General features: G+C 43.6%; 6 protein-coding genes. 4 read left to right on the top strand and 2 right to left on the bottom strand.

Annotated features, from left to right (window positions below; translation table 11 throughout):
• Positions 1 to 62: 62 nt before the first annotated feature.
• Both KQP79_RS05075 and KQP79_RS05070 read right to left on the bottom strand, forming a co-directional pair.
• Complete coding sequence (locus KQP79_RS05075; protein ID WP_061447912.1) at positions 63 to 4,007, bottom strand: hybrid sensor histidine kinase/response regulator transcription factor; 3,945 nt, start codon at positions 4,005 to 4,007, stop codon at positions 63 to 65.
• A gap of 36 nt (positions 4,008 to 4,043) precedes the next feature.
• Positions 4,044 to 6,491, bottom strand: coding sequence for a glycosyl hydrolase family 95 catalytic domain-containing protein (locus tag KQP79_RS05070; RefSeq protein ID WP_138343568.1), 2,448 nt, complete (start codon positions 6,489 to 6,491; stop codon positions 4,044 to 4,046).
• A gap of 485 nt (positions 6,492 to 6,976) precedes the next feature.
• On the opposite strand from KQP79_RS05070, the gene KQP79_RS05065 reads away from it, so the two are divergent.
• From KQP79_RS05065 to KQP79_RS05050, 4 genes are all read left to right on the top strand, one after another.
• Positions 6,977 to 8,710 carry an ATP-binding protein gene (locus KQP79_RS05065; protein WP_004312058.1) on the top strand — a complete coding sequence of 578 codons (1,734 nt, stop codon included), beginning with the start codon at positions 6,977 to 6,979 and terminating at the stop codon, positions 8,708 to 8,710.
• 838 nt (positions 8,711 to 9,548) lie between these two features.
• Complete coding sequence (locus KQP79_RS05060) at positions 9,549 to 12,875, top strand: SusC/RagA family TonB-linked outer membrane protein (protein WP_032856250.1); 3,327 nt, start codon at positions 9,549 to 9,551, stop codon at positions 12,873 to 12,875.
• 15 nt (positions 12,876 to 12,890) lie between these two features.
• Positions 12,891 to 14,756, top strand: a complete 1,866-nt coding sequence (locus KQP79_RS05055) for a RagB/SusD family nutrient uptake outer membrane protein (protein WP_138343570.1) — start codon at positions 12,891 to 12,893, stop codon at positions 14,754 to 14,756.
• A 28-nt stretch (positions 14,757 to 14,784) separates the two neighbouring features.
• Positions 14,785 to 16,677, top strand: a complete 1,893-nt coding sequence (locus tag KQP79_RS05050) for a DUF5006 domain-containing protein (protein ID WP_004312054.1) — start codon at positions 14,785 to 14,787, stop codon at positions 16,675 to 16,677.
• The last annotated feature ends 92 nt before the right edge of the window (positions 16,678 to 16,769 follow it).

The raw sequence follows: 16,769 nt of genomic DNA, 5'->3' as shown, positions 1-16,769 counted from the left end.
CAATATGCGGCGAATTGGCTTGCAGCCGGAAACTTCAGCCAGCATAAAGAATAATGATGGTATTATTTACCAGCCAGACCTTTCTTTTTTCTTTCTTTATATTGACTGGGTGTTTCCCCGGTATATTGCTTGAAAGCCGTACTGAAATAACTCGGAGTGGTAAACCCGGTTTTCTCTGCAATTTCAGAGAAGGGCATATCCGTGCCGGATATCAATGTAATAGCTTTTTCTATACGGAGCTTACTGATATACTCGTTCGCTCCCATGCCTGTAAGTGCTTTCAGTTTGTTATAAAGCGAAGAACGGCCCAATCCTACTTCCTGGCAAATAAACTGAATGCCCAGATTGGAATTTTCTATATTTTCCTGGATGATACTATTCAGTTTAATCAGGAATGTTTCGTCTGTCAGGCTGATGGTGCTTTCTTCCGGTGTGGGGATTAATCCTGCATTCAGATACCTTTTCTTGGTATATTCCCGGTTTTTCAACCGGTTGCGGATAAGTTCCATTAGCATTTCCACTTCGAAAGGTTTGCTTAAATAGCCGTCCGCTCCATTCTTGTAACCGCTTATTTGGCTTTGCCTGTCATCTCTGGCAGTTAGCAGAATGACTGGGATGTGACTGATATTGATATTCTCTTTAATCGTTTTACAAAGTTTATACCCGTTCATCCGAGGCATCATCACGTCACTGACTATAATATCAGGGACATGGCTTCTGACCAGTTGAAGGGCTTCCCCCCCGTCTCCGGCGATAATTATCCGTTTGAAGTATCCTTCGAACGTTCTTTTCAGAAAGTCTGTCATATCCGGATTGTCATCCACTACGAGAATAGTGTATGGAGTGGTGTCGAATACCTCTTTCGCGGACGGCTGCCCGCTGTTATCATCCATCATCAACTCGTTCAGATAAGCTTTTGGCTCGCAGATGATTTCTTCCGGTTCCTGCCTCAACGGCAACTCAAAGAAAAAGCTGGCTCCGGTTTCTTCATTATCCTGTGCGCCGATAGAGCCGCCGTGCAGTTCCACCAGAATCTTGGAGTAAGACAAGCCGATTCCTGTTCCGCTCTGTTCTCCCGTTCCCTGGTAGAAGCGGGTAAAGAGCTTGTGCGTATCCACTTGCTTTAGTCCACATCCCTGGTCGATGACGGAGATACGCACCCGGTTTTCTTCGGGCAGCAGTTCCGAAGCAATCGTTATTTCCGTGTCCTGCGGACTGTGTTTCAAAGCATTGATAAGCAGGTTACTTAGGATAATCTCGCATTTGTCCTTATCGAAACTGACTTTCTCTATCCGTGGGTCGAGCTGATAGCGGATATGCACATTCTTTGCTTCCCCCTCACTGATAAAATCCTGCGAAATGTGTTCAATCCATTGATTGAGTGGATGAGGCTGAATTTGCAGTTTACTCTCCCCTACTTCCATTTTCCGTACGTCGAGTACCATATTAATCAAGTTCTTCATCCGTTGTGCCTGCCGGTAGATGGCTTTTAACGGCAGATATTGGCTGTCTCCGGAAGAGAGCGACTTCAAAATCTGATTGAGTGGCGCATGAATAAGCGTCAGCGGAGTCCGTAGTTCGTGGCTGATATTGATAAGAAAACGTACCTTTTCCTCGTACATCTGTTTCTCATGCTCTTTCATCGCCCATTTCAGTTTTTCCTGATTACGCTTCAATGTTCTGCGGAAAGTTTCGATGATTATGGTGGCAATGAGAATGGCACAACCAAGAATGAACCACCACGTGCGATACCACGGTGGGAGTACGGTTAGTTCCAGTATTTTCTGGTTGGGAATCCAACTGCCGTCTTTCGCTGTGCATGAAGCCATAATTTTGTAATTGCCCGGCGGCAATGACCGGATTACCAATTCCGGCTGGTACGATTCGATATACTGGTCGTTCAGCCCCTCTATCCGATAGCGGTAGACTTTCTTACGGAAGATATCCTCTTCTTTCGACATGATTCGGATGGTGATATTGCTGTCCCATGGGACAGAGATTGCTGCCGGATGACTATATAGTTTGTTCTGTGCAGGCTCACCATTGATGATAATATCCAACAGTTGCAGTTCCGGCATTTCCGATGTATTCAGCAGCAACTGGCCGTCAATGCGCAGCATACCCTTTACACCGCCGATATAGACATCCCCCTCATTGTTTACCAACCGGGCGTTGGGCAGATATTCGTTTTGGATAGCTCCGTTCGACTCTCCGAAGAGAACGAACTTCTGTTCCTGTATGAGCCAGGCGAAAAGCAGATTATCCGCACCTATCCATACTTTGCCCCTCTGGTCGCATTGCACCATGTTGACTTCGGTAAACAGGTTGGTAAGGATGTGCGTCTGCTTTTGGGAAACGGGGTTGTAGTGGATAAGGCCGAAATTGCTTCCTATCCAGAAATCGCCGTGCTCGTCGTGTGACGCCGAACTGATTACGGTATCCTGATAACATTCGAAGGTTGTTTGCAGCAAGGAATCCCCATCGTGCAGTTCGTAGATATGTTTGAAATCGTTGATGTAAGTCCGGTTGTTCTCGTGCTTGAAGGGGACGAGCGTGCCGACAATACTTTTCCCTTCTTCTCTGGTGACCTTGTCGAATTTCTTTTCTTTCAGGTGATACTGGTAGACATGGTCGCCCAGTAATAACACGGTGTTGGGGGTGTTCTGATATAAGTTGACCGATTTACCCCGGTTGCAAAGTTGTGTCGTAGTTTCTTTGTCGACAATGGTAAAAGGCTGTTTCTCCCCGGTTGCGGGGTTGAATATGAATACTCCTTTGGAGAAAAGGGAAATCAGTAGTTTTCCGGGAGTGAATCCGCTGATAAACGCTATTTTATCGTTCCAGGTAGAAAGATAATGGGTGAATTTCTCGGTACGCGGGTTAAAGAGGTTGATACCGCCGCCGTCCGTACCAATCCAGATACTGTCGGGCGATTGGCGGTAAAGGCTTCGCACGGTGCTGTTGCTTAGTCCGCGGTCGTTTCCGGGGACTACGTCGGTGTAGGTTTTCATGAACACTTCCCGGATGCTGATCAATCCGTTGCAGGTGCTTCCTGCCCATATATTGTTGTTGTGGTCGTTGTGCAGGCAGAGAATAGAGTTGGCGGGGAGAGAGTAGTTTTCACGTCCCGGGATATATTCCAGTTGGAAGATTTCCCCGGTTTCGGGGGTGAGGATATTGATTCCGCCGCCGTCCGTTCCTATCCACAGTTGCCCTTCCCTTTCGGCGAGGCTTAGGACGATGTCGTTACTGAGGGCGGAGTTGCGGGTGGAGTACGAAGCCAGTAGTTTGCCGTCGTATGAGTAGCAACGAAGTCCGCCGCTGTAAGGAGCAATCCATATTCTTTTCCGGCTGTCGGTCATCATGGTGGTAATTTCCGGCCCGCAGTCGAAAGGGGGGCGTCTGTGCTCTCCGGTATGCAGATCTACGAGGTATATGCCTGTCCAACGGCTGCAACAGAGCAACGTCTTTGAATCCCACATACTGAGAGCGTTGATTTTAAAAGAGTTGGCGTTGAAATATTGCAGAAGCCGGAGAGAAGAATCGTCATAACTATATTTGTAAATCCTGTCCTTGCCGCCGAAGAGGATTCCGTCCGGGACAAGGCAGAAAGAATAGGCGGTGATATTTTTCCCGTCCTCGTCCGTGGGGAACGTGAAGTCGTTGCTCTGCTGCTGGTAGCGGGCAATACCTTTTTCAGTCAGTACCCAGATATTGTGTTGCTTGTCTTCGGCAATCTGATAAATCAGGTTGTGGAGAAGCGAGTTCGGGTCGTTTGCCTGGTGTTTGTATCTTTTCAGTTCGTGCCCGTCGAACTTTCCCAGTCCCGATTTGGTGCCTATCCATACGAAACCTTGCTCATCCCGGAGAATACAGCGCACGTTGGACGGCAGCCCTTCTTTCAGAGAGATTTGTTTAAAGTAATAGTGTTCTGCCCGGAGAGGGAGAACACCGACTAACTGTATGATAAAGAAAAGGCTTGACAGAACAGCGTATTTTGTTTTCATGTGAAGCAGGTTTGTTTGTGATGACAGATGCTTTCTTTATAGAACGGTCAACCTGTCTCCTTTTAAAGTGATTTCGTATTTCTTCTCTTTTACGGTCTTGAACTTGAGCGTCATGTCTCCGTATCTTACGTTGCAGGGAACCCCGGATTTGGAATGAATGATAGCTTTCTCCAGTTGTCCCTCTTTCCAGGAGACAGAAACCTCAAAATTCCCTTTGGCGCAGATTCCGCTTATCGAGCCGTTTGCCCAGGCATCCGGCAAAGCGGGAAGAAGTTGGATGAATCCCATGTGGCTTTGCAATAACATCTCGGTTATTCCTGCCGTACCGCCGAAGTTTCCGTCTATCTGGAAAGGCGCATGGGTATCCCAGAGGTTATCCAACGTACCGTTTTTCAACAAATTGCCGTACAGTTTATACGCATGGTTTCCGTCTTGCAGTCGTGCCCATTGGTTGAGTTTCCAACCCATGCTCCAGCCGGTAGCGCCGTCTCCGCGATGTTCCAGTACCACTTTGGCTGCCTGTGCAAGTTCGGGGGTAGTCACGGGAGAGATGGTATGTCCCGGATGCAATCCGAACAGGTGGTTGACGTGCCGGTGTTCATCTTTCGGATCGTCTATGTCGGTAGACCATTCCAGTAACTGGCCGTAGCGTCCTATGCGGTACGGAACGAGTTTGGTCAATACGTTTTCCCATTGCTTGCGCTCTTTGGCGTCCGTTCCGAGTACCTTGCTTGCCTGGATAGCGTCCAGTAATATTTCACGTACTACGGCATGCGCGAAAGTGACTCCCTCGTCCACCGGACCGTGTTCGGGAGAGGTGGAAGGCGCGGCGGTGTAAGTCCCGTCGGGCTTGTGCCACAAGTGGTCTACCGCAAACTGTGCGCTGCTTTTGATAAGGTCGTAGCCGATTTCCTTTAAGAATTTCGTGTCACGCGTATAATCATAATACTCCCATATATGCGTTGCCAGCCACGGACCGGCAGTAGGATTCAGGTTCCATGCCATAGATTTGCTGGATAAGGGAGCTGTGAATCCGAAGATATTGGCAGAGATGGACGCTGTCCACCCGCGGGCGTTGAAATAGGCTTGCGCTGTTTTCTCGCCAGGTTTTACCAGACTACGTATAAAGTCTATCAAAGGCCATGTACATTCCGGAAGATTGGTGGGGCACGCAGGCCAGTAGTTCATTTGAATGTTGATATTATTGTGGTAATCTACCCGCCACGGGCCGTCGGTATTGTTGTGCCACAATCCTTGCAGGTTGGCGGGCATATTGCCGGGGCGTGAACTGGCTATGAGCAGGTAACGTCCGAACTGATAGTATAATTGTTCGAGCTGATAGTCCGGCGTACCTTTCTTATAGTTAGCCAGTCGTTTGTAGGTCGGCAGGTTGGGACTGCCGATTTCCTGATTAATTTCAAAACGTACCCGATTGAACAGTGCGGTATAATCGGCTTCGTGATTACGATAAAGCTCGTCATAACCTTTTTTCAGGACATTGTTCATCATAGCCAGAGTCGTTTGTGACGGGTCGTTGCCGACGTAGGCTTTCGGGTCTTTGAAGTCCGGGGCAAAGTTCATCTTATAATCGGTGTCTGCCGTAAGCAGGAATACCACTTCGTCAGCATCCTTCACAATAATCCGGTCGTTTTCTGCTTTCAGTGTTCCCCCTTTGTGGATAGCTTTGATTCGGAAAGCGAATTTCATTCCGTTGTTATTGAGAACTCCGGTATATACTAATCCGTCGTTTCCATCTGCTTCCAGATGGCTTTTTGCTTCGTTGTTGGGACAATAGCTAAGCACAAGATTCTGTTTTCCGCCTTTGTCGGCAGTAAACTTCATGACCATGACACTGTCCGGATAGGATATGAAATATTTTCGTTGATACCGTATCCCGTCCTTATCGAATTGCACCACGGCCATAGCCGAATCCAATGACAGGATGCGGCGGTAACTGCTCATGTTGATTTCGCTGAGTCCGGTTTCCACATAAAGTTCTCCCATCGTGGTAAAAGCACCGAAGCGGAACGGAGTCTCGTCTTTTTCTTCATAAGCTCCCAGCCCGTTGAAGTTTTCTTGTGTGAGATACCCCGCCTTTTGGGAATCTCCGTCCAGAAAAGCCTGTCGTATTTCTTTCAATACACCTGCCGACTGTTTGTTTACATTCCAATAATATTCGGCGCCTTTGGCAGTATTCGGTCCACCTTTCCAAAGCGTCTTTTCATTCAGTGTGATTCGTTCCGCGGATATGGAGCCCATGATATTTGCTCCCAGACTACCATTCCCGATGGGTAGCGAACGGCTTTCCCATGTCTTGTCCGGATTCGCCCCTGTGCCCGAAGCGCGTAGCCAGACAGCTTGTCCGTCGAGATTGTTGGGAGTGTCGAACCATATGGAAAGTCCTTGTGTATAATCCACCGTTTCTATTGATGATGCAGTGAGTGAAAAGAGAGTGCAAAAAATAAGGAAGCAGAGTTTCTTCATAAGATGTATTATTTATAAGGAATGTGATGTGCAAAGGTATTGTTTTTTTAGGATTTCAGCGAACGGCCTGCTTTCGATTATAACCAATAAGCTTTTAAAAATCACCAAAAGTGCTTCTTTGTGTAGGTAGTAAGATGTTTCTAATGAGAAACTGTATGACGAAGGGCATAAGGACCTCATTGTAATATCGACCAAAATGAACATGTTTATAGATAAGGTCCGTAAGAAAGCAACGATGATGAATCCATTTCCTGTGGCAGCCCGCTTTGTTTCAATAATGCAACTTTCTTTATGACAGTTATTACCTAAACAGTTTCTGCTATAAATCTCATCCGGCTAATAGCATGAAAAAATAAAAGGATTTATGTCTGTCACTTCAATGCGGCAATCTTTCAACTTTCTTTCCCTTTCTTTGTTCTTTCTGCTGAAATATGCTACTTTTGTATTATCCTCATAGATATGAGAACTAAAGAAAGGAACAAATCATGGAAGAAGTAAAAAGAATCCCTTATGGAGTTTCCAACTTTGTGGAAGTGGTGGAGCAGAACCAATATTACGTGGATAAAACGATCTATCTGCCTTTGTTGGAAGAGCAACCCAGTAATTTGTTCTTTATCCGTCCCCGCCGCTTCGGCAAGAGCATCTTTCTGAGTATGCTCCGGGCTTATTATGACATCGCTCAAAGAGAAAAGTTCGATAAACGCTTCGGCAATCTATGGATAGGCAGTCGCCCTACACGGCTGCAAGGGACTTTCCAGATACTCTTTCTTGACTTTTCCCGTGCCAGCGGTGGTAGTGGTACGTTGGCCGAGAACTTCGACCGTTACTGCTGTATGGTCATGGATTTGTTCGGTATGTCCTATGAATCTTATTATTTTCCGGGATTTGCTCAGGAGATGAAAGCACAGCCCGATTTTGTAAGTAAACTGAATTATCTGAATCTTCATGCGGCTGAAACCGGAGCGCATCTTTATCTTATCATTGATGAATATGATAACTTCACCAATGTGGTGTTGAATGAGCAGGGCAAGGAAGTCTATCATGCGCTGACCCATGCTAGCGGCTTTTACCGTGAAATCTTCAAGAAGTTCAAAGGTATGTTTGAGCGCATCTTTATGACCGGTGTCAGCCCCGTGACGTTGGATGACTTGACTAGCGGATTTAATATCGGTTGGAATATCAGTACCAAGCACCAGTTTAATATGATGCTGGGATTCAGTGAAACGGATGTGCGTGAGATGCTCCAATACTATAAGGATGCCAGACAGTTGCCGGGCAATGTGGATATAAGTGCGATGATAGAGGAAATGCGTCCGTGGTATGACAATTATTGTTTTGCCGAAGAAAGTCTGGAACGTGACCCGAAGATGTTCAATTGTGACATGGTGCTCTATTATTTGCGCAACTATATGGATTTGGGCAAATCACCCAAAGAGATGATAGACCCCAACACCCGTACTGACTACAACAAGATGAAGAAACTCATCCGTTTGGACAAATTGGACGGTAATCGCAAAGGCGTGTTGCGCAAAATCACCGAAGAGGGGCAGATTATCACCACATTGACGACTACCTTTCCCGCTATTGATATCACCAAGCCGGAGATTTTTCCCAGTCTGCTCTTTTATTACGGTATGCTTACCATCACTGCTACTCGGGGCAACTATCTGGTGTTGAGTATTCCCAATAATAACGTGCGTAAGCAGTATTACGAATTTCTGTTGGAAGAATATCAGGATAACCGGCATATCAATCTGAATGACCTTGGCTTGATGTATTATGAAATGGCTTACGAAGGTCATTGGCGTGAAACGATGGAATTTATTGCTCATGCCTACAAGGAAAACTCTTCCGTGCGAAGCTCCATCGAAGGCGAGCGCAACTTGCAAGGCTTCTTTACTGCTTACCTGAGTACAAATGCCTATTACCTGATAGCTCCGGAACTAGAATTGAATCACGGTTATTGTGACCTGTTTCTTATGCCTGACTTGATACGCTATGACGTGAAGCACAGCTATATCATCGAACTGAAATACCTCTCCACCAAGGATTCCGAAGCGAAAGCCGAAGCCCAATGGCAAGAAGCTGTAGAGCAAATAAAAGGTTATGCCGTTGGTGCTAAGGTGCGTCAGATGGTGCACGGAACCGAGTTGCATTGTATTGTGATGCAGTTTCGCGGATGGGAACTGGAACGGGTGGAGGAAGTCATGCAGAAATAAGCTCAATTTATACTGTCATTTCTCATTTTAGGCAAAATATATCTGTAATTCCCTTATTTCAACAAAGAGTTGTCTGATTGCCAGACTTTGTATGATAAACTAATTTATGCGCTAAATCTATATATTTAGCTTGGTAGGCATATATACTCACCACGTGGGCTTATGGTTGCTTACCTGTGGACTGGAAATATTTTAGACAGAAGAACATAAGAACAAAAGATAAAGCAGTTATGTGTAATTATTATTGTAATAAAATAAGTGTTAAAGATGACTCAACCTATTAAAATGGATAAACAGATTTCTTAAACATTCCAAACGAAGAGTATGATTCTGTAATATATTGATATATAAATATTTATCTTTTATCTTTTTCCCTTTAAAACCAACGACCTGTTGCACACCGAGAAACAAAGTGTTCGACACCGAGAAACACATCGTTTCTCGGTGTCGAACAAATCGATAGATAAGGCTCGGAGTATAGAATAAACAAATCGTCCGTCTTTTTCTATTTTATGGATTATTCCATAGATATATGCATCAATATATATTCCCATAATTACCCTATTGCATCTGAAATGTAATATTATAGAGTATGGTACCGATTTTAAACTAATTTTTTGAAAAACAATCATTCCCCCCGATGAAATGGTTTGATTTGGTGAAAAGTGAATATTTAATGGCTATTTTTAAAATAACTCTTTTTAAAAGCTACCCTACCTTTGTGACAAGAATGTTAGTCGGAAAAGTTATCCCGGTTCTTCATTCTTAAATCTAATGCCTGTGAGATTTATTTTGTTCGCTAATAGAAATATGAATCTTTATTATTAAATGTAGTATTATGAAAAAAAAGAAGCTTATGAAGAAACAAAGCTGCTTTGTTGTTCTTTTGATGATGCTCCTGTTATTTCCTTCGGGAGCGTTTGCGCAGCAACAAATGATTAAAGGACAAGTGGTGGATGATAAGGGGGAAACCATTATTGGAGCTACGGTCATGGTAAAAGGGGCAAAAGAAGGTACGTTGACCGATATTGACGGTAACTTTTCTGTCAAAGGTAAAGTCGGCAATACCTTATCTATCTCTTATGTCGGTTTTTCTCCTCTCGAAGTAAAAGTGACAAAACTTGAAGGTAATCGTTTCATATTAAAGGAAGACTCGAAACTTCTTGATGAAGTCGTTGTGGTGGGTATGGACAAGCAGAAACGTAATACCATTACGGCTGCTGTGTCTACTGTAGCTTCCGATGCTATAGTCAATCGTCCTGTAACCGATTTGACCAGTGCCCTTCAAGGTAATGTAGCCGGTCTGAATTTTGTGACCGACGCAGCTCCTGACGGCGTTGGTGGTGAAACAGGCGCGGAAATCAAGTTCAATATCCGCGGTGTCGGTTCTATTAATGGTAACGGGGGCGAGCCTTATGTATTGGTGGACGGAGTGGAACAAAGCCTTCAGAACGTAAATCCAAATGATATCGAAACAATTAGTGTATTGAAAGACGCTTCTGCCGCTGCCGTATATGGTGCACGTGCCGCTTATGGTGTGGTATTAGTAACTACAAAAAGCGGTCGGCAGGAAAAGACACGGGTTTCTTATCGAGGCACAGTAGGTTTTAGTTCACCTATCAATATGCCGGAGATGATGAACTCTCTTGAGTTTGCTAAATATGTGAACGAACGGAATGATAATGATGGCGTGAATCATAAATTTTCTGACGCTCTTATAGAGAAGATGGAAGGATTCATGAAGAACCCCTATTCAGCAGAATTTCCAGGTATAGGTCCCAATCAAAACGGGACAGACTGGGCTTCTTCAATGGATGCGGTATATGCGAATACAGATTGGTTTGATTATTATTTTAAAGATACTGCTATTCGTCATTCACATAACCTGAGTGTAACCGAAGGTTCGGAAAAGTTCAACTATTATGTAGGTTTGGGTTACACTTATCAGGATGGTTTACTTGACAAGGTAGATGATAACCTGAGCAAATATAATGTAAATACGAAATTCCAGATTATAGCCAATAAATGGTTGAAGTTCAATTTCAATAATAATATAACATTGAGTATCCTTAAAAGGCCGATGGCCAACCAGACCATCTTTTATGGAACTCTTGGACAAACAATACCAAATGCTCCTACTCATTATCCGATTGATTCGGAATATAATGATGCTTCTGAGTTCCGTTATCTAAAAGAATCCCATTATGTACAGAACCGCATATCCGATGCAATGTCTTTTGCTGCTACCATTACCCCGTTACCGGGTTGGGATATTGTAGGGGAAATGAAAGTACGTTTTGATGTAGAAGACAACAGTTTCAAACGTGGATACCCTACAGTAGAAAAACCTGATGGAGAGTTAAAGGTTGACATAGGTACCAAGCAGGGATATGTATATCCGGGTATGGAATGGAAGAATTCCAAATGGGGTTCTTATACTCGCGGTAATGCATTTAATTATTATCTTTCTCCGAATGTATCGACATCTTACGTCCATACATGGGGAGAACACTACTTCAAGGCTATGGCAGGTTTTCAGATGGAGTTGCAGGAAAACTCCAATGGTTTCACTTATAAGGATGGAATTTTAGGTAGTGATATTTATTCATTTGCGAACTCCAATGGTACATTGTCTGCCGGTGAAGACCGTACTCATTGGTCCACAATGGGTATGTATGCCAAGTTGAACTGGAATTATCAGGAGACATATTTTCTGGAATTCAGTGGACGTTATGACGGTTCTTCCCGTTTTGCTCCCGGAAACCGTTGGGGATTCTTTCCTTCCTTCTCTGCCGGTTATGATATAGCTCGCACAAACTATTTCAAATCATGGAATCTTCCATTTTCCCAGTTGAAGTTGCGTGTTTCTTACGGACGCTTGGGTAATCAGAATGGCGCCGGATTGTATGATTATCTTGGAGTGATGGATTTGGTGTCAAACTCATCCAATGCTTGGTTACTGCCGGGAGTAAACGCCACTCCTGCCAAAGGAATGATTGCCAAAACTCCGAAAATGGTCAGTCCTTATATTACCTGGGAGAAGGTGGATAATGCCAATTTAGGTCTTGACCTGCTGTTATTGGATAACCGTCTGACAATAACTGCTGATATTTACCAGCGTACAACGCATGATATGATTGGTCCGGCTGAAGCAATTCCGGCTATCGGAGGTATCAGTAAAGACGACCGTGCAAAAGTAAATAATGCGACTCTCCGTAATCGTGGTTGGGAGTTGTCCGTCAATTGGCAGGATCAATTGAAATGCGGATTCAGTTATGGTGTCGGTTTTAATATATCCAATTACAAGGCAGTAGTCACGAAGTATAATAATCCTGAAGGACTGATATTCAATAACCATACCGGTCTGGCACGTAACAGAGGGTATTATGAGGGAATGGACATCGGTGAGATTTGGGGATATGAAGCTAATGATCTTTTCATGACTAACCGTGAAGTGGATGAATATTTGAGAACGGTAGACCTTAGCTTCTTTAAAGCTGACAACCAGTGGCAACGCGGTGACGTAAAATATATCGACTCCAATGGTGACGGGAAGGTAGACCCGGGAAAAGGAACTTTGGCGGATCATGGTGATTTGAAAGTAATCGGTAATACAACCCCTAAATATTCTTTCGGTATTAATCTGAATGCAGGCTATAAAGGATTTGGAATATCAGCTCTTTTCCAGGGAGTAGCCAAGAGACAATTCCCGATGGCAGGTGCTACTTACCTGTATGGAGGAAATTGTTACTTCAAAGAGCATCTTGATTATTTCAATGCATGGCATCCTGATGGATATTTACCACGCCTGACAGATAATTCTAAAGACAAAGAAGTGAATATAGGCTATAATACAACTCGTTATTTACTCAATGCAGCTTATATGCGTCTGAAGAACTTGACAGTCTCTTATTCTTTCAAACCACAATTGGTGGAAAAGATTGGCTTGAGTAATTTGAAAGTATATTTCACTTGCGATAATCTGTTTACAATTTCCAAGTTGCCGCAACAGTTTGACCCTGAAACACTGAATCAGGTGAATGGTTGGGTAGGAGGTAGTAATGCTTCTGCTCCCGCCCTTACTTCACCGCTGACTGCAAATGGTAACGGGCGAGTTTACCCATTGAACCGGAACTTTGTATTTGGAATTGACATCACATTTTAATTAGAGAGGAACATCATGAAAAAGAAAATAATTATACTGACTGCTTTTATAGGGCTGGTGTTGTCCGCTTGTTCCGACTTTTTGGATCGGCAACCGTTGACAATGCCTGAAAACGAAGGCTTCCTGGCTGGTCGCGAACAAGTAGAGAACTATATCAATGCTTTATATACTTCATTGCCGGCTCCGACGCAATATGGAATGAGTGTCCGTGGTGAAGAGGTGAACAGCGATAACATTTTGGCTGAAAAATATGACAGACGCCTGAATGGTGAGAATAATCAGTTCAGTGGCTCGACCGATTGGGAAAAAGGCTATCAGAACCTGCGTAATGTCAACTACTTCTTTCACTATTATAAAGTTGATGCAGGACTTGAGACTGCTGAAGTACTCTCGCTTAGAGGAGAAGCCTATTTTTTGCGTGCTTATTGGCATTTCTACCTGCTCACCCGTTTTGGAGATATACCTATAATGGATGATTTTTGGGATGAAAACGCTACGGTAGCCGGCTTACAGAAACCTGCGTCCAAGCGTGCGGATGTTGCCCGTTTTATATTGAATGACTTGAAGGCCGCTATCGGTGAAATTCCGGAAGCACGTGCAAATTTATTTACGCGTAGTAAATATCAGGGACTGCGTATCAGTAAGGAGGCCGCTACTATTTTGGCTATGCGGGTGGCGCTTTATGAAGGTTCGTGGGAGAAATACCACAAAGGTACTAAGTTTGCAACGGAAGACAATTCTACGGAATTTTTTCAGGAAGTATTGAACTGGGGAGACCAGCAACTTTTTACTGCTGGCTTGACATTGAATACGAAAGACACTGATAAGGAGTATGTAAATACCGAAGATGCTTTTGCACACTTATTTAATAAGGAAGATCTTTCTCAAATACCGGAAGCTGTTCTGTGGAAAAAGTATTCAGTGGCTGATGGTGTCTTTCATAATTTGGGTGGTTTACTCGCTTCAGGAGCAGTAGATGGCCAGGGACCGTCCGGCCTGTCAAAGTCATTGGTGGATAACTATTTAAATGCCGATGGAACTTTTATTAATCCCAAAGACGAGAAGTTCAAGGATTTTAATGAAACATTTGAGGGACGGGATGCGAGACTTCTCGTTACAGTAATGCATACCGGATGTAAATATCGCTCTAATGCAGGTTCTTCTTCCAATAAGCCGATGAATGTGAGGGCTTATGATGCGACAGGCACTGATGATGAAATGAAAGAAAAGAATAAAGATATTGTCTCTCCTAACTTGAACGGCGACGGTAATAGCAAGAGTGTTACCGGATTCCATATCAGATTAGGTATTGACACTACTTATGTGGAAGGGAATACGCAGACTGGCATTATCCTGTTCCGGTATGCGGAAGGATTACTTTGTTATGCTGAAGCAGCGGCAGAATTGGACAAATGGAGCGACGATGTATTGAACAAAACATTGAAACCCTTGCGCGAAAGAGCAGGCGTGACATGGATAGAGCCGCAAGCAGATGCTAATTTCCCATTTACCGGGCTTACTCCCTTGATACAGGAAATTCGTCGTGAAAGATGTTCGGAACTGGCACTTCAGGGATTCCGTCTGGACGATCTGATGCGTTGGGCGGAAGCCGGAACATTGAAAGGAATCAACGGTCGTGGCAGGGGTGCATATCTGGGCGAAGAGAGTGTCCTTTACAAAAGCTTTTCACCCAAAGGGCGCGAATCATTGGAATTGGTATTGAAAGATAACGACGGGTGGATGGATCCGTTACAGCAATATTTGCCTGAGGGTTACCTTTTCGACCTGAACCGGGATTATTTATTACCGATACCACCGGATGAACTGCAATTAAACCATGAATTGAAACAGAATCCGGGCTGGGGAGATGTTAGCGAATAAGTATCTCAATTTAATAAATTACACAATTATGATAAAAAGAATACTATATACATTTTTACCTGTTTGCCTGCTTTCAATAGGTTTTGCAGGGTGCGAGGACGATGCGGTAGAACCACTGCCGGAAACTGTACCTTTAATAGTGGAATCAAGTGCCAAGAGCTTTGTAATGGGTGAAGAGCTTACCCTTACTTTGAAAGTGAATGACGCTAAGAATCCGGAACGTGTGACAAACGAAGATTTTGATATTTATCTGACTGCTAAGGACGGAGAAAAAGATGTATCAAAGACAGCCTTTAAAGCATTTCCTTCAATGGTTACCTTCCCGAAGGGAGTCAGTTCTTTTGATATAAAACTACCGATTACAGAAAGTGGAATTAAGCCCAAACAAAAGTTGTATGTGAATGTAATGTCGTTTGTACGTGGCTATACGGTGACTAATCCAACTCAATCGATTGTTATTTCTGATCTCCATTACACAGTTGTATCAATAAAAAATAATTCGGACAGGGTTATTGACGAAGGTGATGAGTTTACTATTTTGGCAGAAGTTCCTGTGCCGGTCACGGATGATATGGATATCCATATCACTGTACCTGATGAGCAAAAAGATTTCTATGTAACGTTACCCCCCGTCACATTGACGATAAAGGCAGGAGAAAAATCTGCAGAAGTGAAAGTTAAAACTAAACACAATATGGAACCTACCAAAACGGAAACGTTGACTTTGAATTTTACGACCGTTTCTGCAGTTCATCCGTTGGATAATGAAACATTGGAAATTACGATGAAGGACCTCGAAGCTGAAAAGGGAGATGGGATTCTTGATGAGCGTTGGGTTTACGAACGTCCGGGAATTGCATTTGCTTCAAGTGGCAGGTTGGCAGCAGCCAAGACACAATATGGAGATGATAAGGTTGTTGAAATGAAAGAACTGGATCCGCATCCCAATACAGATTTAGCTACGGCAGGCTGGAAGTTCTACAATGCATGGGAATTCCATAGTTTCGGAAATACAGGTGATATGTGGAATACTAATGGTGCAGGTAATTCATGGGGTAATAAAGTTCCTCTGTTTTTGGCAGATCGTAATACGGTGATTGTACAGAATCATGCGGCTTGTGTCAATGTGCAATTCTCTAATATAACCGATCAAGGATATCTGAAGATGATAGAAATGAAAGTTCCGTCGAAGGGTACAGGGCCGGCAGCAGGAAAAGATAGGGATTATGGTACTGCTGCTTTCTATGGATGTGGAGTTAATACTACATATAAAGCTAATAGTCAGTTAATATCAGAAGGTTGCAGAATGGAAATTCGTGCCCGGCTTCGTGGTGAGAAAAATGGCTTTAACATGGGGATTTGGCTGATATCTGATGAGTCGGGTAAATATAATACTTACACGGAAGTTGATATTCTCGAAAATCCGACAGGTCCTGTTACAGGAAATAAAGCGCATCAGACATTCCATACGGGAATTTCAGGAACCGATAAAAAAACTCAAACTGCAAATCATACGATAAATATAAATGAATGGAACATTTATTGGTTTGAGTGGCGTTCTGATTCGGAAGTCGCACTGGGCATTAATGGGCAAGAGACTGTATGCTATAAAAAAGCTGATTGTCCTGCAGGCTATTGGACTTTTACAGATGAACAAAACTTAAATGGGTTGAAATTTATTCTTACCATGGGAGCACCTAATAAATGGGGGCTTGGAGGTGGAACTGAGGTTAATGGTGTATGGTCTCCTGATGCCGGCTGGGATTCTGGTTTTGCAAGCTATGATAATTATGAACGGGATCGTGATAATAATGCTATTCCTCGTTTGGAAATAGATTGGGTTCGTACTTATATAAATAAATCTTCAGTAGCAGAGTATGACCAAGGTAGAAATAGGCATACAGGAACGAAGTTTTATTAATTCTTAGTTGCCTTAATCAAATTTCGCAAGTGCCTTATTCAGTCTTCAATAAAAAGGGGCAAAGAGGTACTTGCGATTTTTTTAATAAATAA

The organism is Bacteroides sp. DH3716P (assembly GCF_025914115.1).
GTDB lineage: Bacteria > Bacteroidota > Bacteroidia > Bacteroidales > Bacteroidaceae > Bacteroides > Bacteroides ovatus.
This window is presented reverse-complemented; position numbering and strand designations above follow the sequence as displayed.